Here is a 20973-nt window from a genome sequence, read left to right on the forward strand (position 1 = left end):
TCATCATGCTGGCAAGCGCACGGAGAACAGTTCTCCATGCGGGGCAACCATTGCTTCATCCATGCCGTCGTCCGTGACGCAGGAGAGTACCCAGTGATCTTCTTCGGCCTCGTCCGGCATGGAATCTGAAACGATGGCCCAGGTCCCTTCAGCCTCATCGAGAAGAACTTTCGCACCGGGCTCGATGGTCTCGATGGACATCGTCCTTATCTCCCCGAAACCTTCGTCCGTGCCCTCCTCATCAACCTCTGCGGCTTCCTCTTCGAGGCGTTGTCTGATCCGCAGCTCGGTCACCGAGGCGACTGCCGCCCTCTCCCCGCGCGCGGTGCCATGTTGTGGGCGTTCCGACCCGGAGGAACGTTGTGGGCGTTCTGCCCGAGCAGGTCGAGCTGGAGTCGCCTCATCATCTGGCTCATCAGCCCCCGTCCGGACCAGTCGCAGAATGCTCCTCTCGATATCGATCCCGCCGGCCTCTTCATCTTCCAGTTCATCTTTCGGCGCCGGTCCTGCGGTTTCAGCTGCAGTCGTTTCTGCGTCCTCGTCGGCATTTTCCTGACCGAGGGGATCGTCCGTTTCCTCGTCCTCTTCTGGGGGGCTGTAATCCACGGGGACCATCTTGGCTGCCGCATACTCCGAATAGCTGGGCGGCAAAACCTCCTGAGACTTCTCGTCATACACGGAGGCCTTGGGCAGGATGATCTTGAGCTTCTCGTGGATCTCCTTCGCGGGCCTCAGTCCGTCGAGAATCTTCCAGTCTTCTTCGCTTGTTGCTTTGCGGGGATCTGGGGTCCAGTAGGCCTGGAAGTCCACGATCTCCCCTGCCTCATTCCGGGTGGTTCCACGGCCGCGGATGTTGGTGGCCACCGCTACCCCGGCAGACGGGCTACTCCACATCATGCGGGCACCGTCCATATCCAGGGGACCCATGGAAACCCTGCAGCTGAGGTTGAGTCGTGGTTCACCCGATCCGAGCACTTCGGCGTCAGGGCGCTGGGTGAGCAGTACGAAGTGGACACGGGCTGTGCGGCCGGCACGAAGGACCGCGTTGACCTTGCGCGGGGTGGGAACCTTGGCCGGTTCACCGGAGCGCTTGATTTCTGAGTACCAGTCAGCCAGGTCTTCGCGGAAGAGGGCATATTCGTCCAGGAACAGGCAGTAGGGCTGGAAGTCCTCTTCTTTTGCTTCGCCGTTGACGATTTGGGCGTACCGATCCTGCATGAGCTCCAGTGCTGCATGGACCAGCCGGACCTGTTCTTCCAGGATGGCCCCGACGCACCGGACGTTGGGCCAATCCTTGTATCCGATGAATTCAATGAGCTTGGCGTCCGAGACATCGATCATCCATCCCCTGGCAGCCAGTTCAGTGAGAATGCTGTGGGCCACTACGGTCTTGCCTCGTCCGGTACGTCCGACGATCAACATCATCGGATCCAGCCAGGGCCGCCAGGCCATATGCTCGCCGGTTTCGTCCACGCCGTACCGGATTGGGGTGTGGTAGTTCTCCAAGGGCGACCCCACCATATGTGGAATCGCAGGGTGGTCAATCTTGGTAGGCAGATCGGGGCGCAAGGTGAAGGTGGCGGTGTCTTCCTCGGTGTCCCAGGCAACCTTCCACCTACCCGGGATCATAACCGAGAGCTTGTGGGCTTTGTCCTTTCGCACCATGGCGCCAGTGAGGTTGTAACCGATATCGTGGTGGACATGGATCTTGGAGAGCTTCCCCTCATCCCAGGTCAGGTCGATGTTCGGGGGTTCGGCGTTTTGTGCTGAAAAGAGTTTGGTCACCACCTTCGTGACGCGCTCGGTGAGCACATCCGGGGCTTCCTCCTCTTCAGCCTCCTCAATGGGTGCGACCTGGAAGATGAATTGCCGGCGGCGCGGATCTTCCTTCACCAGGCGGTACTGCAGTCCGATCCTGTTGGAGAGCTTTTCGATCAGATCTTCTTTGAGGGTTGGGATGTTGGCCGCTCCTTGGGCGTACCTGACCCTGACCTTTTCCGGGTAGCCGATCCAGCCGCCCTTCCAGCGCAAGACCTTGAAGCACTTGCGGGTCAAATAGGTTGAAGTCAGGACCGCGATGTCCTCCGTGGATCGATCCGCGATGGCGTCCCGTTCCTTCTTCCTCAGCCCCAAGGCCGTCACGCCGGCACACGCAACTCCAGTGCCCAAAAGCCCGGGCCCAACTGCCCCCGAGTTGCTCTGGATAATCTGTGCCCCTGAATAGACCAACGCGGCCGCCGGCAATGCAGCCACGGCATATCCCCAGTTCTGGGTCTTGGGTTTCAGGGTTGGCGTGATCTCGGACTGAATACGCTCATAGCCCCACTGGTGTACAGCTGGCTCCATCGGCCTCGCGGGCGCCAGGGGCTTGGTCTTCTGTTTGATCGGCATGAGGCTCCTCATTGGTAGGCATTCCTACCAACAAGAGGTGCCGCGATCCGTCCAATCCGGACAAAACCCCGTTGCTATTAACTTGACAAGGGTACTAGACTCGGTGAGGAATCCCGATTCATCGGAGATCTCCGCTACTTCGAGTCTAGATATCCCCTTCCCAGCGTTAGCAATATATGTGCTGCGCGTTCTGGATGCAGGCATCATGCAGGACAGAGTCCTCAAACTCACCCTCACATTCCCCCCTGTTGCACCTCTGTGCCCTGGGGTAGTGCGTTCACCTGTGTTGCCAACCATCGCCCAGGTTCCCCTCATGCAGCAGCTGTTGCCAGCGCCCATTCCTTGGAATGCGACATGACAAAGGGGAGGGATGCCGGCCTGAGCGCCGGCATCCCTCCCCTGGTTCCGTTGTTGGGGCCCGCCTCAGATTCCGAGATAGTTCCGCACTGTCGCTGAATGCCCGCTATCAGGTCTGAAGAACACTCGCTTGTGTGACTGTGCGATCTGACCATGATTAATTGCCAACACAACACCATCATCGGCGTCATCAACGGAATATTCCGGCTCCCCACGATCTGATGGGTAGGCCATCGCAGCGACCCCCGGGGATAGTGGGAGGATCAATGCTTTGGCATCAAAAAGGGGCGGGCGCCTTCGTGGATTCATCCCCGGAGCTATACCCACAGCGGGACAATCTCCTAAGAGAAATTCTGAACCATCTGGTGCAGGACGGAGGGAGAGACTGTAGTTCGCCAGATGTTCACGCGTCCTCTGGAAAACCTCTTCGACCCACTTCTGAAAAGGGGATCCATGATCTTCCAGCGCATATATGGGATCCAGCACAACATCGGCCATTTCCCTAAGAATCGAAGGTGATTCAGCCATGTCAAGGCCATACCTCAACCTGGCAAGCCTGGTCTGCATCTCCTTATTGGCCCTAGTTCGCGCCTCGGTTTGAGCAAGGTCTCAATATGGATCCTCTGAGCTTCCAGGCTTCTCGCAAAATGCAAAGCCATGAAGTCTTTGATGTGTGACTGCTTTGCCTGGAGAAGATCCGAGGGATCATCTCTTAGTGCGTTGAAAACCTCCCCCATAGGTCTCTCAACCGTCCCCCACAGCTCTTCCATTCGATCGCCGTCGTACTTTATGAAATATGACTCAAACCCAATACTTCTGGGGGAAACGGCGCGCATGCACCTGCCATTGACGACATCGAACTGGCCCACAAGCCCGTTCTTAAGCTCCGGGCTATTGGAGAACCGGGCGATAAGGGCCCGAGAGACATAGTGCTGCCTGATGGTCATGGCGCTCATTCTGTCGCCCTCGATTCCTTGTAGCGCAGAGGCCAGCTGCATCCTAAATCATCGTAGTTGTGCCCCACTCACTGAGAAGACTATAAGGCTCTTCGGCCGACGACTCCGCGCTAGCTAGTCCCCAACTGTCGGGGCAACATTAGGAGCTGTGGGGACGCCTCCTGAATCTGGGGCATAGCCGGCCGCAACGTCCCCGAAGTCATCCACCAACCAGTCCTTGTTGACGTTGGCCACCTGCACCATGCGGTTGAAGGATTCAAAGGAATCAGGGGTTCCCCCGTCCATAGCGGTGGTGATTCTGTAGTCCACGATCACCGTCACCACCCCCTTGCTAAAGCCTTGCGTCCGCACAATTCTCATCTCATCAATCAGCGGTTGACGCACGGTTTTGTGTGCCACGAAGTCCGACCAGGCGGGGCCGGCATTGGCTTTTCCGAAGAGTTGATTGAGTCGGTTGGCATAGCTTTTAGTGGTGAATTCCTGCGCCCTGCCAATCCAGGATGTGGGGGTTGGATCATCCCAGCTCTGGCCCCCGTAAGCGAGGATGAAGCCCTGAACCGTGGCTTTGATTCGGTCACTGTCCGACTCCGGAACGGGGCTGGCCAGGTTGGGGTCATCACCCTGGCTTACCGGCTCGGGGCTCTGGACCGTGGGGTGGACGATAGCTTGTTGCCCTTGGGGTGGTTGTTCCTTGGCCTTGGAGATCATGCCGGCGGCCATGACCAAGATGACGGCAACCAGCACTGCCACGCCAAGGATGATTTTCATCTTGCGGTTCATCTGGGGTCCTCCCTCAGTCGCCGATCATGGTGAAGTATTCGCTTCCCGGGTTCCAGTCCACGGGGTGCAGCAAGGTGCCGACGCTGGGGTTGAGGGCGCTGTACATCATCCCGTCCCCTGCATAGATTCCTACGTGGGCCCAATGGTTGGGGCCGTCAGGATTTTGCACCACCAAATCCCCTGGTTGGGGGTTGCTGGTCTTCTTGCCCACCCCCCACTGTTCGGTCCTGGGGATACCTTTGATCCCCGCCTTGGTCATGACCCACTGCACATAGCCTGAGCAGTCCCATGCCTTGAAGGCGGTTCCGCCCCAGACATAGCTGCCGCCGAGCCCTTCCTTGGCCGCAGCGATGATCTTTTCCCTGGCAGCATCACCCTTGTATTCACCTGGCATGGGGTTGCCGGCGCCAAATTCATTTCCGGACGTGCAGTCAACGTTTCCGCCACCACCTGAACCGACTCGCTTCATCAGTGCTTGTGCGACTGGCTCCCATTTCCCGTAGGCGTCCGGCACGTTGGAAACCTGAACTGCCTGGGCGGCGTCATTGACGCTCATCTTTTCCCATCCGCTGATCTGCAGGAGCCCTGGCGGACGGGTTTCGCCTGCCGGGTGGATCCCCCAGAAGGCCAGCGCGGACTTCTCTGGATTCATCAGCTCCTCAACTGTTCCCCAACCCATGGATGGCCGCTGCTGCACCAACCCCACCGAATCATGGTCGTTGCCGACCCGCTCATGGGGATAGCCATCGGATTCTGGCACCGAGGAGTTGGCATACATGAAGAACTTTGATTCCTGCAGGGCCGTGACGAGAAGGATCAGGATGGCTTTGTCTGACATTTTGCTCTTCCTGCCCTGAGCGATGACTCGGTCAACATAGCCCAACTGCACGGGGATCATGGTGATGCGGGTGCCAGTGGTGGCCTCCCCAATGAAGTCCTGGCCGCTCCCACCCGAGGGCTGCCCGGGCGCCGCCGTTTGGGGTGAAGTGTCAATGGATGAGGGGCCGCCCTGGCCGAGCGTGATGCCCCGGGCTTTCATGAAGGGGACCGGATCCACTGCCGCACCGTTGACCATGACCTGGAAGTGAAGGTGAGCGGCAGTAGAGCGCCCGGTATTGCCCATGTTGGCCAGATGCTGCCCAGCCTTCACTTTGTCGCCTGCCTTCACCGTCGTGGATCCGGCCTGGGCATGCCAGTACCAAAGTTGGACGCCCTCCCCCGCATCCACGATGATCCCGTGGCCGCCATCGCCATTCCCTGCAGTGCCTCCTGTGCCGTAGGCGGCGACAACCACTCCGCTGGAGGCGGAGTAGAAAGGGACGCCTTCATCCCCTCCATCGATGTCCGTCCCATCGTGGTGGTCTGCAGTGCCTTCCAGCATTCTCCCGCCGAAGGTTGACGTGATCACGCCCTGCAGGGGGTTGGTCCAGCCGCCCTCTGCCACGGATCCCCCGATCAGACAGATGCCCGCGCTTCCTTGGGATCCGGAACCTCCGATGAGAGCACCCAACATGACCGGGACTACCAAGAAGGCACCTGCCACAGCGGTGACCACGGCAATGGCGCCGCCCACAAGCCACTTGTTCATCTCAGAAGCCCTTTACCGGATCGACGTGGCCCCGGTTTTCCCTCCGCACTTTTTGGCGCTCCTCCAGTCTGGCCAGCCGCTGCTGTTCTGCTTCCTTGGCGGAGGCCTTCTGTTGGTTGAACTGGGTCTCGGCTTTCTCGCCTGGGGCAAGCTTTGCCCGAATGGCGTCAGCCTTGGTGTAGGGGGAAGTCTGTAGCAGTTTGCTCCTGAGCTGCGTTTCCTTCCGGTCCAAAACGTCCTGCTGCGCAGAGCGACGCGGGGTCTTGTCTCGGCGGGCATCAACCGCGTCCAGCTTGGTGTGGATCTTCTCCTTGGAGGCCTTGACCTTTTCCTCGTGGCGGTTCAGCTGGGTCCGAAGTTGCTCGTTGCGGGCTGACCGGCGTGCAGGAGCGCTGTGGGCCGATACGGTGTTCTTGGCGAATTGTTGCGCCTTGGGAATGACCACCGCGGCCACTTGAACACCCCTTGCTGCTACGCCCACGTATGGGATCTTTGCGGCAAGGCCAAGCGCCGTCTGGAGTTTGGCCCCACCTAAGGCCGAGGCGCTTTTGGTAGCTCCGGCACCACCTTGCGCAGCAGCTGAACCCCCTTTGGTGGCAGTGGTTCCGGCCTCGGCAGTTGCTGCGCCCCCCTTGCTGGGTGACGATGGTCCGCCTTTGACCGGGGTTGCTCCGGGGCCTCCTGTGGTGGCTTTTGCTTGCTTGTTCATTGCGCCCAACATGCGGGCTTGCTGCACGGTGTTGACCGTCTGCCTGACCACCTGGGCCCCGGTGACGGGCTGGCGCGGGGCCTGCCCTTTCGCCCCCATGAAGGAAGACATTTTTGCAGAGATCTTCCCGGCCGTCGCATGGAGTTTTTTCCTGAAGAGGAAGAGGAAGATGATGCCTCCCAGGAAGAGGGCTGCCAGGACCACGAATTTATTGCGCCCCAGCACATCCAGAGCGGTCAGGATCTCGATCACGAAGCGAAGATATAGAACCAGTGCCACCAGGGACAGGGCCACTGTGGCGATGGCGGCGAAGACCTGCAGGAGCACATTCCAGAAACCGGCCCGTTCGTCACCAGGAAGGAGCGCCAGGTATCCGGCGGGGATGAGTTGCAGGGTCCGCCAGGTCAGGACCGCGACGGAGAAGATCAAAATGATGGCGAAGGCAGCCGCCATCAGAAAGAAGACCAGGATCCCGAGGCCAACACTGCCCAACAGGTCTAATTGGCCTGATGGGTGTTGCATGAAGAATTTTGCGTCTGGATCGCATTTGGCCACGGCGTCCCGCACGCTGTTGTCCCCGGTGTCTCCCGTTTTGACCGCCTTCATCTTTGCATCAAAGATCTTTTCGCAGTCTCCGGTGAGTTTCTTTCCGAAGCTGACGTACATGGAAGGGTCTCTGAGGAATATATCGGTGAGCTTCTGGTTGACGGTGGCGTTGATGACATCACTCGGGGCCAGCCCGCTGGCGTCCATGTTCTTTCCATCGGTGGCCATGGCAACCGCGGCCTGCCCGCCCATGTCGATGCTCTTGTGCAGCAGCCCGTTTGATCCCAGGATGGCCGTGGCCGGGTTTGCCAGGACACCGGTGAGCAGGACTGCTACCAGTGCACTGATAAAGAGGTTCAAGGCGCCGTGGGCGTATCGGCCCTTGGCGAGTTGAATGCCGTAGACCAGGCCGGCAATGGCCAGGGCAAAGGGGATGAAGTTGAGGCCGCCAAAGAGCGACTGAATCGTCGTGGCAAAGACCATGATGGGTGAAGTCACCATGGACACCCACTGGAAGGAGAGCAGCCACTGGAAGAACCACATCGCGCCGTTGAGCATGGTGACACCCCAGCTCCAGAAGGTGTCGATGTAGAAGGCGTTGATCATCTTGATGAGGTTGTCCATGCCACCGCGGTCAAAGGGAGGCACATTGTATTTATCGGCCGGCACCCCATGGGAGTCCGTGACTCCGTTGAACTGATTCTCGTTAGGTGGTGCCGTGCCGTCGTCGGCGTGGGCCCCGGCCGCCGAGGCAACCAGAAGAAGGGCCAACAAGAAGAGGACGGCAAGAGCTCTCATCAACCAGGGCCTGGCATAGAGGGTGGCTGCCATTTTGTTCATGCCAGGACCCCGTTGGATTCCCTGGGGGACTTCCGCCGGCCGTCACCGTGGTCATCCGGTGTGGAGAGGATGGCCTGGAACCGCTCGTAGCGTGCCGGCTGGGTGATCTGTACCTTCCCATAGCGCTGCGCGGAGTCCCTGAAGAGGCATTCACCCTCCCGGCCGGTGTAGATCTTGTTGTTCTCATCCATGGGGGACATCTCGGTGGTGATGAGGTCAATCAGTTCCTCGTCGGTCTCGTCCAGCCCGAACCATCGCAGGCCACGGATGGCAAGGTTCTTATCCGTGTGCCGCATCAGGAAGCGTACTGGGATCAGTCCACGAACCACTTCATTGCCGAAGTCTTCCTCCGGGTCATGGCTGCCCAGGCCGATGGCCGTGCGGTGCTTCCTACCCTCGCGGACAAAGATCTCAACGACGTGGACGCCTTCAGGGGAGCTGGTGATGTGATGGGCTTCGTCCACGATGAACAGTGCCAGGTCTTCTTTGTCCCTGAAACAGACTGCCTGGCCGATGCGGGCGAGCAGGGCATAGAGGCTGCGCCCGAAGATTTTCTCAATGGAGAGCTGGTTGAAGAGGTGAGCGTTGACCAGCTCGGCCGCGTTGGGCAGTTCGGTTCCTCTGGTGCACATGACTAGGCCGCGTGAGTCAAGGGGCAGGGGCGGCAGCGAACCGTCAAACAGGACCTTGCCGAGCTTTTTGCGGGCGAAGGCATCCATGCGGCGGCCCAGGTCTTTTGCCCCTTCCAGGAGGCAGCCCCCTTTTAGGTGTGCCAGAACCCCGCCCAGGGAGTCCAGCTCCTGTTGTTCCAGATAGTCCCGATCCAGCACCTCCGACAGGACAATGCCCATATCGTCGGTGGGGGCAACGTTCAAGAGCGTGGTGAAGACGGTCTCCACCATGGATGCACCCTCATAGACGCCAAAGACTCTCAGCGGATCCAGTGAGTATTCAGGGTTGGCAATCTCCAAGGCGATGCAGTCGGTCACGGAGGCTCCAAAGTCCGCCCATTCCATGGTTCCGGAACGATCAATGACGAAGAAGCGCCCGCCTCGATCGACCACCTCCCCCGTGGTCTTCTTCAGCAGAAACGACTTGCCGGCGCCCAGTTCGGCGCACACGGCGAAAGAACCAGATTTGTTGCCCAGCATGCTCCCCTCGATGTCGAAGAGCACCGGGGTTTGCCTGTTGGTGGAAATATTCATGCCCAGCAGGCTGCCTTTCTGGGCCCCCAATTCGGTCGAGGCAAAGGGGATGCCTCCGGCCAGGTCCCGGCCGGTGGTCAGCTGCGCGTATTCACGCACCGCCCGCGAGGTGGGCACGCCTACCTGCATCCCCCACCAGAGGTCTTCCTGCCCGCCCAACGGGGCGTCGAGGATCATCTCGATGCCTTTGTAGAACTTGCTGACCTCATCAGCCAGGTCGATGGCTTCTTGTGCGGTGGGTGCTCCGACCGCGAAGATGGCGGTCATCTGAACCTTGGTTTCCTTGTCTGACCGGTTCAGTGCCTGCTGGAAGTCTGCGAGGTCCGAGGCGTAGGAATCCAGCTCTGAGCTGGAGCCGGTGATTCCTTCATCGGTGCGTTGCCAATACTGATCGGCAAGCGTTGATTCTGCCTTGGCATTCTGTCGCTTGGCGACATCGGCGCCTGTGATAGTCAGGCGCATCACCCAATCAACATCGATCCCCAGGGTATCGGCCATGTACAGCCACTCGGTGCCCGGGAACATCATTCCGCCGCGTGGAGTTGCCGACACCGCCTGAAGCACTTGGTAGGAGGGTGTGTTGGCGGAGGCAATCTTGAGGAACCGGCGTGCGAACGGGTTCTTGACCTTCTTTCCAGCCTCGTCCGATTGCCCTCCTTCATCCAGCCATGGGTTTGGCATGGAGGAGCCCATCTGCATGATCTCCTCCGTGACATCTCCCTTGGCCGAGGCGGCCGGCACGCGCCCATCGTGGGCCAGTCCTCGTTGCTGATGGTGGATCCCCATCCAGATGTGTTCTGCAGCCGTTGCTTTTCTGGGTTTGAACACTGAGGGGATGAGTTTGAAGATCAGGTCTGCCTGGTCTTGGGCATCACTGATTTCCTTCGCCGAGGGAACAATCTGGGGTAGCGCGAGCATTTCAGCGAATTCACGTTGGAAGACCCCAATGGCGGATTTGATCATCTCCTGGGTGTTCGACCGCAAGGGTACGGAGAGCCAGAAGGCCCGGGTTCCAAGTTGAATGCCCTCCAGGCTGTCCAGGGTGGCAAGGACTTCTTCCTTCCACTCCGGGCACTGATCGATGTCCAGCCCTTCAATCATTTGCTCAACCACGGAGGCCGGATCTACGTTGGCCGTGAGCCCGGAAATCAACGCCTCCCCTTCAAAGGCCTGGAACAGTGCCTGGTGAAATGCCTTCACGGTCTTTTTGATCCGTGGCGGGCAGTATCCGTAAGCGACAGGCTCCAGTCGAAATGAGGCCCAGACGGTTCCTGACCTGGTGAACATCAGGTTCCCTGGAAGGGCTGTGGCTGGCATGCGCATGGGAGTGCTCCTTAGGATTTCGGTGTGGTCTCGGCCATGAGCCGTTCGATGGCGGTAACTGCTCGGTGCTGCTGCGCCTGAACGGTGCTTGGGCTGGCCGGGGCCGGTTCTGGGGCCTGGATATTGCGGACGGGCTGTCCCGGTTCTTTGTCGGCAGCGGGGATCTCGGGTGAGGCCGGCATATAGTCCGGGATGGTCAGTCCTCGCACATGGTGGGGCTTACGGAATTTGAATGCCTTGCTCCCCACCCGTCCGGTATCGGGAGAGGCAAAGGCCTTCATGGCTCCCAGGAACATTGATGCTGGGTTTCGGTTGCGGGTCCGGATCATCCCGGCAAAGTAGACAGGGACGACTACGGCCGTCGCCCCGACGATGATGTTGCCGATGAGCCCGTAGTTGGCCCAGAGGCCCCAGCTGCTCAGCACCAGGATGATCATGGCCGCGCCGGCGATGCCCTGGGCAGCGGTGTAAGGGCCGCCGAAGATCTTGCTGCCGTCGGGCAGGCGTCCGAGCATCAAGGGGTACTTTGATGTCCGGTAGAACTTGACTACCTCGTAGTCTTCAGGCGCGGCCATCGTCGCTATGCGCTTGCGTCAGTGGTGAGATCGTGAAGTACCAACTCGTGGGACGAACTGGCGGCCACGGTTTCGTTCATCTTTCCTGACAGGAGCTCCAGCCCACCGCTGGCGAGGAAGATCAGGGCAGCGCCGATGACGGCAGCGATGAGGGTGGCCATGATGGCCTTGGTCTTCACGGCCGTACCAAGGATGATCACGATGGCTCCGATGATGGAGGCCGCGATCAACGCCCCCTTTGCCTGGGTCATCTGTTCGTTGATCAGATCCCACATGCCGGCGCTGGGCTGTACTGCAGTGGTGATGATGGTGACGGTTTTCATGAGATGGGTCTACTTTCCTGTTGGGGGGACTGCATTGGTGGTGGGTTTGGTGGTTGGTTTGGTGGTGATGTCTGGGTTGATCTCAGAGACCTCCCAGCGCCCTGCCCTTGCCTTCAGCACCAGGGTGTAGTCGGCTGCTACCTGCTGGCCGGAGGCTGTCACCAGAAGGACCCTGGTGAGCGTGAGGATGGTGGCACCGTCTGCCGGAGTTGCCACCGGCTCGGTGGTTGCCTTGAAGTCCTGTGCCTTGACGGCCGCGTAGGGTGCTGGTGCGATGGCCACAATATTTGCGGTGGGGGCTGTGTAGCGGGTGATGTCGCCGACGCCGGCAGCGTAGGCCTGCAGGAAGCTGGAAATCGACTGCGCCAGTGGGTCAGAGGCCGGCACATTCTGGTTGAATCCATAGGCCTTGGTTGAAGCCGTCATCGGGGAAGCAATGGCCCGAGGCATCCCCACGGGGGAAATCTGCGTTCCATCAACGACGATTGCGACTTGGAAATACCGCTGTGGCCAGGAGCTGACCGGCTTCTTGTCCTTATCCAAGTGGCTCTCCTTGACCTCCGCAGCCACCTGGACCTGGATCAGTCCGGAATCGCTCTTTGGCCCGACCGCGGCGACGGCAAGATTCCTGTACTCGAAAGGCACCTCCGGCAAGGAGATGGCCGAGAGATCGGCATAGGCGGACAGGCCTGCGTCGTTAGTTCGGGTGGCCGAAAGCCATGACCCCACAAACCCCTGGGCAACGGCGCCCACATTCTGATCCGCTGTCGTAGCGACCTGGGAAGTCACCCGGGGCGCCGAGCTGGCCGGGCGTGAAAACCCGCCCACCAGGAACGTAAAGATCAACGGCCAAATCAAGAACAGGGCAACCCAACACGAGACCGTAACGGCCTTCGTGGTGAGGGCCTGGCCCTTAGTCCAAGGGTTCGTTTCCCCATTGTCGGCAAAAACCAGGGTGCGGCGAACACCTGCCTTAGAAGCCTTCTTTGTAGGGTCCGGCATCTGCGGGTCCCCAACCTTCGCGGGCCCCTTGTTTTGGAGTCGCATCACTAAGCTCCTCTCTGCAGTCGTGCTGCCGCAGCGGATCCGGAGGCAAGCCTCTTCGAGCCCAAGAACCCCAGGAGACGCTTCTGTGCAACTTCGTCAAAGGGGTGCTGATGCATGTTTGCCAGGTGCGAAGTCAGCTCCCCCCGAACGGCAAAGGATGTTGCTACGTCCTGCAGGTCGGAGCCTTCATCCTCATCAAAAGCGTGGGCCGGATTGCTGCTCATAGTCGGAAGTCCTTGTCTCGTTGTAGGGGTCTCTACCAACAAGAGGTGCCACCACAAACGCAATCCGGACACGCGAACAAGAAATTCTTTGAAGATCTTTACCCTGCTAAAACCCTGGAGAAACAGTGCTCTGACCTGCGCAAACGCAATTGGCAAGGCCCTACATCAGCCAACCCATCAAGTCCTGTTCTGTTGTTTTCCTGACCTAGCAAGGGATTTAGCAAGGGGCGTTTTTCTTGGCTTGACCTTAGACACCGCGCGCGAGTGATGCGCGAACAAAGCTTTCTAAGGAGACCGCCATGGCCACGGCAACGTTCACCCACCTCAGCTGGGAACCAACAGTGAAGTCAGTGACAGCGACATTCGACTGCTACGCCGAACAGTCCCCAGTCGGGGCCTACCCCGCCCTGGGGGCCGTCCCTCTCGCAGAAATCCGTGACGCCTTCCGCTCCCCCGGACAAGACGCCTGGAAGGACCTGGTCCTCATGGAACTCATCCAGGCAGCACAGGCCGGCGACGCTCTCGCCCACATCACCGTCATCCGTTTGCTTATCCCCAAGGCCATCAAAGTCACGGCTTCATCCAGGGCTCTGCGCCTCTACTCCCTTGATGACGCCTTGAGCATCTACATCACCGCCCTGTGGGAGGCCATCCTGACCCACCCCGTTACCCGGAACCACCGCATCGCCTTCAGCCTGGCAATGGATGCCCTCGGGATCGTCAACGGTTCAGTCAAACGTTCCAACCGCAAGGTGACAGAAACATCCATGGACAACTTCAGCGACGAAGAGCTGGAAAGCTACGCCTTCCATGAAGACGACGCAGATCCGGAGCGAGACCTGGCAGAGGTACTTGCCTGGTCCCTGTCGGCAAAGATCCTCACCAAAGCCGAAGTCATTCTGCTCACCCGCTACTACCTGGCCGGCGACGTGCCCTCTTCACGAGAAACCCTCATGGAGGAGCACGGAGTCAGCGCCGAGGCATTGCGCAAGAGGGCTTCCCGCATCCGGATCACGCTGGTCAACGCTGTGCGCCAGGAAGTCTCAGAAGCCGGCTGGGAGGCCTAACAGGAGCCACTGGAGCACTCGGCCACCCTCCGCTCCCCCAAACCGGCTGCGCCCCTTCCAAGGCCAAGGAAGGGGCGCAGCCATTTGCGTGCCTGCATGAATGCTGCACCCGGCTTAACTCATGCCCCTCCCCCACTCATCAGCAGCAATCCACTACGCATTTGTGATGCCAGAGTTTGCCCTTGGCCCACCTTCCCAATGCACCTTGCGTGCCCCCGCAAAGCGTTCACCAATATGATTACTGCAAAGGCCACGCACCGACAGAACACCCTGCAAGCCTATTGAACGCATCATGCATGCATAGTGAATGCATATTGCCAATGCATGCGCCATGCGTGCATGATGCATGTAGAGATAACTCATATGCATTAGAGGTGCAGTTAAATTGTTAACCTTGTGCTCCCTAGAAGCCCTTGAGTATCAGTGGAATCATCATTCAATACGCCTAGCCTGCCCCTTCAAGTGCTGTTATTTCGATGTTCGTATGCAACCGCCTTGCACCCGACTTGCATCTAACTGTCTTGTGAATGCTCTTGCTATGCGCAGGTAAGGCGCTTATTATGCAAGGTATGGACTCGACAACCACACCAAACCCGTTTGCTCTCTCACAAGCCGTCAAGTTGATCAGCGATAGTGACCTTTTCAACCTGAGACGAACAATCGTCATCACCAACGGAAAAGGGGGAGTGGGAAAGACCAGCGTCACCACAAACCTCGCCACGCTCCTGGCCGAAGCCGGGTACAAGGTCCTGATCGTTGATATGGACTCTCAAGGAAACGTGGCCATCAATCTTGGCTTCTCCGATGACGAGCGGAATAATCAGGGCAAAGCCCTGCACCATGCCGTCACCTACAACGAAGTCCCTGTACCTCTCAAGGACATTCGTCCCGGGCTCGATGTACTGACCGGCGGGCCGTTTACCAACCAGCTCATCGACGCCATCCACGGCGACACCCTTCGCGGTGGCAAGATGCGCGGCTGTATCGCCCGCGCCCTGGCGAAGATCGCCAATAACTACGATCTGATCCTCATCGACACCCCTCCATCCGATGCCGGCTTCGTCTTTGTGGATGAGGCAATGCTGGCGGCCCGCTGGATCCTCGCCCCGCTGCGCCCCGAACCCAAATCCATCAACGGGTTGTACAGCCTGGCCAGCCGCATTGAGCAGGTCCAATCCGCGAACCCGTACATTCGCCTGCTGGGTGTGATTCTCTTCGGAGTTCCCTCCGGCGCCACTCGCGTTGAGAAACGACCCCGGGACATCCTGGGGGAGCGGCTGGGAGGAATCGCCCCTACGTTTAGCGCCAAGATCCGCAACGTCGTCGCAGCGGATGCCGACGCCTCATTCCGGGGCCAGGCTGCCCATGAACTCGCTGCAGATGTCCTCAAGCAGGGCCCGTTCTGGGAACGACTCCGATCCGGGGCCTCCGCAACGCCTGTGCTGGCAGGCTCCGCCAGCTCCTTGGCCGAGGACTATATGTCCCTTGCCACTGAAATCATCGATGAGCTCAAGGCCCAAGAAGAAGCCTTCGACGCCGAAGCAGGAGAAAAATAGCCATGACCGCTGACAACAAACTTTCCGCCCTGGGTGGCCTAAAGCGCACCGCGCAGCCTCAACCCTCTCCTGTCGTTGAACTGGTGCCTGAAGCTCCCGCCAACGACCCGACGCCGCAGCAACCAGCACCGCAGGAAGATGCCGTCACCGCAACCCCCGTTGCCGTCACACCCACCGCGAACCAGGAAGCAGCAGCCGGGGGAGGGGCAGCCGGGGAAAACCTCACCATCAGGGCGTCGAAGGAGCTCATCAAGGCCTACGAAGCCCACAAGAACAGGACGAAGCTCTCCTTCGCCAATGTGCTCTTCAACGCCATCGACTCCACCTATCAACAGCTGCCGACCCTCCTGAACACCAACCAGGTCAAAGTCCCTGGGCCCAACCTCTTTGGCCGCGGTGAAGCTGTCGCCATGATCTCCGCCGATCACTCTGAAAAAGACAGCAAGTCCATGCGAATCAACTCAAAGCACATGGCCGTGCTGGATAACCTCGCCACCGAACTGGCCGGCGGAAACCGCAATCGCTTGATTGTCACAGCCCTAACCGAATACCTAAAGGATGAAATCTGATGAGTACGCTGACAGCCCCTGGGGAAGCCGTCGCCGAGAAGCCTGAGAAGCGCAAAAGCCTTGGTTCGCCGGTCCAGTCAAAACCACGCAAGCCCATCATCGGCGCCGCCATCGCCATGATCATCGTCTTTGCCCTGGTCTTTGCCTGGCTGCTCAACACTCAAGGGCAAAACCTCACCGTCTTCGCCGCCAAGTCAGACATCAGCCGCGGCCACGTCATGACCGTGGACGACCTTACCGCGGTTCAGATCCCCGAAGGCCAGCCCATCCCTCACTACCTCACCACCCAACAAGGTGAGGTAGTCGGGAAGACTGCCCAGGTCGATATTCCCCACGGCTCCCTGGTCACCCCCAACACCATCGGCACCGGCTCCGGCCTGGGACCCGACCAGTCCATGGTCGGCTTATCCCTGACCAATCAACAGCTGCCGCCCTACCCGCTGACCAACGGGGACAAGGTCCGCATCGTCAGTACGCCGGCCAACCTCGCAGAAGCTCCCAAGGAAGCGCCCGCTGCCATCAGTGCAACCGTCATCTCATCCCAGAGGGACACCGTCTCCGGACAAACCCTGGTTGCTGTTCTTGTTCCGAAGTCCGATGCGCCAGCACTGGCAGCCAAGGCGGCAACCGGCCGGGTGGCGCTGATCCTGGACGGTGGCAAGTAGTCATGGCCACCATCTTGATGATCAGCCTCAGCGGTTCACCTGGGGGATCCACCGCCGCCATGGCCCTCACCCGCTGCTGGTACCGCAAGGCCATCCTTCTTGAAGCGGACACTTCGAAGGCCTCGTCCTTCCTGTCCGGTTACCTCAAGGGCCGGTATGGCAGCGACAAGAATCTAATCAACCTCGCCGTTGCCGCAGACCAATCGGGGCACCTGGACTTCAATGACTTGTGGGCCCAGCTCTTGCCCTTGGACACCGACAATCCGGAACAGGCCCAACAATGGCTCCTTCCCGGGCTGATGGAGGCCAAAAGCGCCCCCTCCCTGGACCACCTCTGGGGAGACATCATCTCTGCCGCCGACACCTTTGAAGCCTCCGGAACGGACGTCATTATCGACGCCGGCCGGTGGAGCGTGGGGGACAAGCGCACAGCACTGTTGAGGGCAGCAGATGCCGTCATCATTGTGGCTCGCCCCTCCCTTCCGGACGCCTTCGCCATCCGGTACCGCCTGGAGGAGATCCAGGGCGACTTGGCCAGCATCGGGCGTGGCGATCACCTCAGCACCGTGCTGATCGAACGACCCTCCAGCCCATACTCGTCTCATGACATGGCCCGCAGCCTGGGACTACGCATCACCGGATCCCTGCCGTGGGATGAGAAGACCGCTGCCGTTTTCAGCGACGGCGCACAAGTCACCAATCCTGGCCGGTTCGAAAAGCGGCCCTACATCCGCGCCATTGACCACCTCTCCGGCGCCCTTCGTAGCGAACTGGATGAACGACGCGGCCTGCTCAATGAGGCGCTCGATATCGAATTGGAGGACCTGGCATGAGCATCACCCCCGATAATGTGGACCTCTTCAAGGACCTCCCTCTGGCCCTGCCCACCACACCGCCGGCCCAGCACCCTGCCGCTGCCGCGCTGGCAGCGGCAGGCCAACGCAACGGCCGCCGGGTGGCCTCACCAGCTGCCCCATCCGAGCCTGTGGAGACACCGCCCCAGAAGACGGTACCGACTCTCTCCCCTGACGGTGATGCTGAAATTGATCCTTCCGATAACTGGGAAGTGGTTGAACGGCTTGCTAATGAGATCTCAGAGATCCGTGGTTCCAGGGATGAAACCCCTGAAAACAGGGATGAGCTCGGCCGTGCCATCATTGCCACCGTGTTGGCCGACTTTAGCGCCGCCCGCGTCCGCGATGGAGATCCTCGCCTGACGCAGCAGCAACACAACGATCTCCAGCAGATCCTGTTCAACCAGGCCTACCGCATGGGTGCCGTCCAGCCGTTGCTGGATGACCCCACCATCGAAAACATCCACATCAACGGATGCGATGAGGTGATCGTCCGACGCGCGGACGGCACCCAGGAAAAGGTTGCTCCTGTTGCCTCCAGCGACCAGGCCTTGATCGAAATGGTGCAGACCTGGTGTGACGAACTGGGGGAGGGCGCCCGGGAATTCAACGCAAAGATGCCCCAGCTCTCCATGACGCTCGCCTCAGGGGATCGTCTCCAGGCAGCCCACCCGCCCATCGCTCCGCGGCCCACACTGACCATCCGCTGCCACCGCATCAAGGAAATTACCCTTGATGAACTGGTGGAAAGATATGGCACCCTCACTCAGGACGCAGCAGATTTCCTGGCCGCCTGCGTGCGTGCGCACATGTCCGTCGTGGTCTCTGGGCACCCCGGTGCCGGTAAGACCACCTTCACACGGGCTCTGTGCGCCAATTTCGATCCGTGGGAACCCGTCGTGACCATCGAGACCGAACGTGAGCTCCACCTCGGCGCCCCCAACCACTTCAACGTAAAATCCCTCGAAGCCCGCCCCGGACAGGGAGAACGGGATCCGAAGACGGGTGAGCTGATCGGCTCGATCACTGTCGGTGGGCTCATCCCTTCCGCACTTCGTTTCGACGCTCAGCGCATCATCGTGGGTGAGGTGCGCGGGCCTGAGGAAATTCTGGCCATGCTCGCAGCGATGACCGGTGCCGCTGGCTCTATGACAACCATCCACGCCAAAACAGCTAAAGACGCGATTTCAAAGATGGCGGATCTTCAGCAACAAAGCCTGGGTACCTCACCGGCCTTTGCCTACCGCCAGATTCAGGACCATATCCAGATCATCGTCCAGCTCTCCCGGCCCTCCGGGAAGAAGCGGCACATCACGGAGATTGCTGAAGTGGTGCCCAGTGGTGATGGCGAAAGCCCTGGAGCCAATCCAATCTTCCTTTCACCCAAACGCGGTGCGGATGCCATCTTCACGGGCTATGAACCCCATGATGACTTCCTTGAAGAGTTGGCTCAGGTGGGATATCACCGTGACCGGCTGAGAGGGCTGGGATCATGAATGCTTTCCTCGCCATCAGCTGCGCCCTGGGGATGGGGGTGGGAATCATCCTGATCATCACGGAGCTGACGCGGACCCCCACCAAACCCAGCCGTAACGGCCGGACCAAGTCACCCATTTCAAAGCTGAAGTCCAAAATTGGGCCCCAGCAGTCCCTCTACCTGGTCATCGGTTTGGTAGCCGGCCTTCTGCTCTTCTGGCGTACTGGCTGGCTGGTGACCCTGATCGCCGTGCCGGCGGCAGCCGTTCTCCTCCCACCGATTTTCAGCACCGCACGGAGCAAGAATGAGATTGCCAAGCTGGAGGCCTTGGAAGCCTGGGCACGATCACTCTCGGGCCTCATCAGCACCGGGGCCACCTCGCTGAGTCAGGCAGTAACAACCAGCCTGCCGAACTCTCCCGAGGTCATCCGTCCCGAGCTGAACAACCTGGTGGCCAGGCTCAACACCCGCTGGACGCCGCGGAGGGCCTTCAAAGCCTTTGCCGACGACCTGGACGACCCCACGGCCGATCTACTCGCCGCACACCTCATCCTGGCCTCCACGATCCGTGTCTCCGGACTCTCCGATGCCCTGGACGATCTTGCCCAAACCATCTTCGAGGAGATCCGGCAGCGCCGGGAGATCGATGCGGCCAGGGAAACAAACCGCACCACCGCCAAATGGGTCACCATTTTCACCCTGGGCACCATGGTGGGCGCGGCAACCCTCATGGCCGAATTCTTCTCCGTCTACAAAACCCCCATCGGGCAGGGCATCCTCCTCCTGATCGTCGCCGCCTACGCTGGCGCACTGAAATGGATGCACTCCCTCAGCAAACCCGATCTGCCCCCCCGGATCCTGGTTGACGCGAAAGGAGCCACCTCATGATTTGGGCAGCTCTCACCCTTGGCGCCATCGTCGGCCTGGGCCTGGTCTGGCTGGTAGCCGAACTGACCCCACGACACCCGAAGCTCTCCGCGGCATTGGACCACCTGGGAACGGTCGAAGTGGCAGCAACAACCCCCACCAAGCGCGAACAGATGGGGCGGGTCATGCAGCACGGTCTGCTGGCCAGGCTGCAGGTCAACAGCAAGGATCTTGCCCTGGTGGGAATCTCCCCAGCCCAGCATTCCTCCAACCAGGCCATGATGGGCCTCCTCGGATTCATCATCGCCCCACTGCTGGCAGGTTTCTGCGTCCTCCTCCTCGGTCTGCCAGCACCATTGCTGATCGTTTCCCTGCCTGTATCCCTGGGCATGGCACTGCTGCTCATCTGGGCAACCAACCTGACCGTGACGCAAAAGGCAGAAGAAGCACGTCACGAATTCGCCAGGGCGGTGGCCACCTACATCGAACTCGTGGCCGCCGAGCGAAAGCGCAACACCGCAGCGGGGCTCGCCCTCAGCCGCGCCGCCAACGTCGCCGACTCGTGGGTGTTTGTCCGACTCCGCGAAGAACTGCAGCTGGCCAAATACAAAGGGCACCGACCCTGGGACGCCTTCAAGGCGTTCTCCAAAGACATCGGGGTGCCCGAGCTGTCAGACCTGGCAGACATCATGAAGCTAGCCGGCGCTGAAGGCGCAAGCGTCTACGAACCCCTCCGCTCCCGCGGCAAAGGGCTCCGCGTCCAGCTCCTCAACGAAGCCCGCGCCAAAGCCAACGCGGACTCCGAACGAATCACCATGCCCATGGCGCTGATGGGACTAATCTTCATCGTCCTTATCGCCACACCCCCACTTTTCAAACTAATGTCTACATAAGGAGGAAACCTGACCAGTCAAAATTTGAAGAGCAACCCACATTCAAACCAGCCAGCCGCATCCCGCGGCACCGCTCAAGACCATCAAAATTCAGAGTTACCTAGACTAATTACCAAACCAGTGTCCGAATCCTGGATTTATTGACACCTCTTGTTGGTGTA

At 59.9% G+C, this 20973-nt stretch carries 19 protein-coding genes; 8 read left to right on the plus strand and 11 right to left on the minus strand.

The window, feature by feature from the left end; all coding sequences use genetic code 11:
* Nucleotides 1–3 precede the first annotated feature (3 nt).
* The 11 genes from LOH53_RS13405 to LOH53_RS13450 all read right to left on the minus strand — a co-directional run bounded on the left by LOH53_RS13405 (nucleotide 4) and on the right by LOH53_RS13450 (nucleotide 12864).
* Complete coding sequence (locus LOH53_RS13405) at nucleotides 4–2391, minus strand: P-loop NTPase family protein (RefSeq protein ID WP_230068259.1); 2388 nt, start codon at nucleotides 2389–2391, stop codon at nucleotides 4–6.
* A 423-nt stretch (nucleotides 2392–2814) separates the two neighbouring features.
* Complete coding sequence (locus LOH53_RS16850; protein ID WP_268251178.1) at nucleotides 2815–3276, minus strand: DUF4238 domain-containing protein; 462 nt, start codon at nucleotides 3274–3276, stop codon at nucleotides 2815–2817.
* Nucleotides 3277–3290: 14 nt separating this feature from the next.
* Nucleotides 3291–3704, minus strand: a complete 414-nt coding sequence (locus LOH53_RS16855) for a DUF4238 domain-containing protein (protein ID WP_268251179.1) — start codon at nucleotides 3702–3704, stop codon at nucleotides 3291–3293.
* Between the two features lie 114 nt (nucleotides 3705–3818).
* Complete coding sequence (locus tag LOH53_RS13415; protein ID WP_230068260.1) at nucleotides 3819–4484, minus strand: hypothetical protein; 666 nt, start codon at nucleotides 4482–4484, stop codon at nucleotides 3819–3821.
* Nucleotides 4485–4497: 13 nt separating this feature from the next.
* On the minus strand, nucleotides 4498–6072 hold the full coding sequence (locus LOH53_RS13420) for a peptidoglycan DD-metalloendopeptidase family protein (RefSeq protein WP_230068261.1): 1575 nt from the start codon (nucleotides 6070–6072) through the stop codon (nucleotides 4498–4500).
* A 1-nt stretch (nucleotide 6073) separates the two neighbouring features.
* A complete protein-coding gene (locus LOH53_RS13425) occupies nucleotides 6074–8167 on the minus strand; it encodes a hypothetical protein (RefSeq protein WP_230068262.1) in 2094 nt (697 codons plus the stop codon).
* The gene (locus tag LOH53_RS13430; RefSeq protein ID WP_230068263.1) at nucleotides 8164–10695 is read right to left on the minus strand and encodes an ATP-binding protein; all 2532 of its coding nucleotides are present in this window, start codon (nucleotides 10693–10695) and stop codon (nucleotides 8164–8166) included. The genes LOH53_RS13425 and LOH53_RS13430 overlap by 4 nt, the downstream gene beginning before the upstream one ends.
* 11 nt (nucleotides 10696–10706) lie before the next feature.
* Nucleotides 10707–11270: a UbiA prenyltransferase family protein gene (locus tag LOH53_RS13435; protein ID WP_230068264.1), complete on the minus strand. Its 564-nt coding sequence runs from the start codon at nucleotides 11268–11270 to the stop codon at nucleotides 10707–10709.
* 5 nt (nucleotides 11271–11275) lie between these two features.
* Nucleotides 11276–11593 (minus strand): hypothetical protein, encoded by a 318-nt coding sequence (locus LOH53_RS13440; RefSeq protein WP_230068265.1) that lies wholly within the window; start codon nucleotides 11591–11593, stop codon nucleotides 11276–11278.
* 9 nt (nucleotides 11594–11602) lie between these two features.
* Nucleotides 11603–12640, minus strand: a complete 1038-nt coding sequence (locus LOH53_RS13445) for a conjugal transfer protein (RefSeq protein ID WP_230068266.1) — start codon at nucleotides 12638–12640, stop codon at nucleotides 11603–11605.
* Nucleotides 12641–12642: 2 nt separating this feature from the next.
* Nucleotides 12643–12864, minus strand: a complete 222-nt coding sequence (locus tag LOH53_RS13450) for a hypothetical protein (RefSeq protein WP_230068267.1) — start codon at nucleotides 12862–12864, stop codon at nucleotides 12643–12645.
* A 299-nt stretch (nucleotides 12865–13163) separates the two neighbouring features.
* On the opposite strand from LOH53_RS13450, the gene LOH53_RS13455 reads away from it, so the two are divergent.
* The 8 genes from LOH53_RS13455 (at nucleotide 13164) to LOH53_RS13490 (ending at nucleotide 20812) form a co-directional block, all read left to right on the plus strand.
* Nucleotides 13164–13931, plus strand: coding sequence for a hypothetical protein (locus tag LOH53_RS13455; protein WP_230068268.1), 768 nt, complete (start codon nucleotides 13164–13166; stop codon nucleotides 13929–13931).
* Between the two features lie 569 nt (nucleotides 13932–14500).
* Complete coding sequence (locus LOH53_RS13460; protein WP_230068269.1) at nucleotides 14501–15487, plus strand: ParA family protein; 987 nt, start codon at nucleotides 14501–14503, stop codon at nucleotides 15485–15487.
* 2 nt (nucleotides 15488–15489) lie between these two features.
* The gene (locus LOH53_RS13465) at nucleotides 15490–16056 is read left to right on the plus strand and encodes a hypothetical protein (RefSeq protein ID WP_230068270.1); all 567 of its coding nucleotides are present in this window, start codon (nucleotides 15490–15492) and stop codon (nucleotides 16054–16056) included.
* Nucleotides 16056–16721: an SAF domain-containing protein gene (locus LOH53_RS13470; RefSeq protein WP_230068271.1), complete on the plus strand. Its 666-nt coding sequence runs from the start codon at nucleotides 16056–16058 to the stop codon at nucleotides 16719–16721. Before LOH53_RS13465 ends, LOH53_RS13470 begins: the two co-directional genes overlap by 1 nt.
* A 2-nt stretch (nucleotides 16722–16723) precedes the next feature.
* Nucleotides 16724–17554, plus strand: a complete 831-nt coding sequence (locus tag LOH53_RS13475; protein ID WP_230068272.1) for a P-loop NTPase family protein — start codon at nucleotides 16724–16726, stop codon at nucleotides 17552–17554.
* A complete protein-coding gene (locus tag LOH53_RS13480) occupies nucleotides 17551–19071 on the plus strand; it encodes a CpaF family protein (protein ID WP_230068273.1) in 1521 nt (506 codons plus the stop codon). Before LOH53_RS13475 ends, LOH53_RS13480 begins: the two co-directional genes overlap by 4 nt.
* On the plus strand, nucleotides 19068–19940 hold the full coding sequence (locus LOH53_RS13485; RefSeq protein ID WP_230068274.1) for a type II secretion system F family protein: 873 nt from the start codon (nucleotides 19068–19070) through the stop codon (nucleotides 19938–19940). The genes LOH53_RS13480 and LOH53_RS13485 overlap by 4 nt, the downstream gene beginning before the upstream one ends.
* Complete coding sequence (locus LOH53_RS13490) at nucleotides 19937–20812, plus strand: TadC protein (protein WP_230068275.1); 876 nt, start codon at nucleotides 19937–19939, stop codon at nucleotides 20810–20812. The genes LOH53_RS13485 and LOH53_RS13490 overlap by 4 nt, the downstream gene beginning before the upstream one ends.
* The last annotated feature ends 161 nt before the right edge of the window (nucleotides 20813–20973 follow it).

It is taken from the genome of Arthrobacter cryoconiti (assembly GCF_020905375.1).
Taxonomy (GTDB): domain Bacteria; phylum Actinomycetota; class Actinomycetes; order Actinomycetales; family Micrococcaceae; genus Specibacter; species Specibacter cryoconiti.

Bases quoted from the DNA above. Each gene is read 5' to 3' on its own strand.
- LOH53_RS13405 (WP_230068259.1), bottom strand. From the start codon at position 2,391: ATGCCGATCAAACAGAAGACCAAGCCCCTGGCGCCCGCGAGGCCGATG.
- LOH53_RS16850 (WP_268251178.1), bottom strand. From the start codon at position 3,276: ATGGCTGAATCACCTTCGATTCTTAGGGAAATGGCCGATGTTGTGCTG.
- LOH53_RS16855 (WP_268251179.1), bottom strand. From the start codon at position 3,704: ATGAGCGCCATGACCATCAGGCAGCACTATGTCTCTCGGGCCCTTATC.
- LOH53_RS13415 (WP_230068260.1), bottom strand. From the start codon at position 4,484: ATGAACCGCAAGATGAAAATCATCCTTGGCGTGGCAGTGCTGGTTGCC.
- LOH53_RS13420 (WP_230068261.1), bottom strand. From the start codon at position 6,072: ATGAACAAGTGGCTTGTGGGCGGCGCCATTGCCGTGGTCACCGCTGTG.
- LOH53_RS13425 (WP_230068262.1), bottom strand. From the start codon at position 8,167: ATGAACAAAATGGCAGCCACCCTCTATGCCAGGCCCTGGTTGATGAGA.
- LOH53_RS13430 (WP_230068263.1), bottom strand. From the start codon at position 10,695: ATGCGCATGCCAGCCACAGCCCTTCCAGGGAACCTGATGTTCACCAGG.
- LOH53_RS13435 (WP_230068264.1), bottom strand. From the start codon at position 11,270: ATGGCCGCGCCTGAAGACTACGAGGTAGTCAAGTTCTACCGGACATCA.
- LOH53_RS13440 (WP_230068265.1), bottom strand. From the start codon at position 11,593: ATGAAAACCGTCACCATCATCACCACTGCAGTACAGCCCAGCGCCGGC.
- LOH53_RS13445 (WP_230068266.1), bottom strand. From the start codon at position 12,640: ATGCGACTCCAAAACAAGGGGCCCGCGAAGGTTGGGGACCCGCAGATG.
- LOH53_RS13450 (WP_230068267.1), bottom strand. From the start codon at position 12,864: ATGAGCAGCAATCCGGCCCACGCTTTTGATGAGGATGAAGGCTCCGAC.
- LOH53_RS13455 (WP_230068268.1), top strand. From the start codon at position 13,164: ATGGCCACGGCAACGTTCACCCACCTCAGCTGGGAACCAACAGTGAAG.
- LOH53_RS13460 (WP_230068269.1), top strand. From the start codon at position 14,501: ATGGACTCGACAACCACACCAAACCCGTTTGCTCTCTCACAAGCCGTC.
- LOH53_RS13465 (WP_230068270.1), top strand. From the start codon at position 15,490: ATGACCGCTGACAACAAACTTTCCGCCCTGGGTGGCCTAAAGCGCACC.
- LOH53_RS13470 (WP_230068271.1), top strand. From the start codon at position 16,056: ATGAGTACGCTGACAGCCCCTGGGGAAGCCGTCGCCGAGAAGCCTGAG.
- LOH53_RS13475 (WP_230068272.1), top strand. From the start codon at position 16,724: ATGGCCACCATCTTGATGATCAGCCTCAGCGGTTCACCTGGGGGATCC.
- LOH53_RS13480 (WP_230068273.1), top strand. From the start codon at position 17,551: ATGAGCATCACCCCCGATAATGTGGACCTCTTCAAGGACCTCCCTCTG.
- LOH53_RS13485 (WP_230068274.1), top strand. From the start codon at position 19,068: ATGAATGCTTTCCTCGCCATCAGCTGCGCCCTGGGGATGGGGGTGGGA.
- LOH53_RS13490 (WP_230068275.1), top strand. From the start codon at position 19,937: ATGATTTGGGCAGCTCTCACCCTTGGCGCCATCGTCGGCCTGGGCCTG.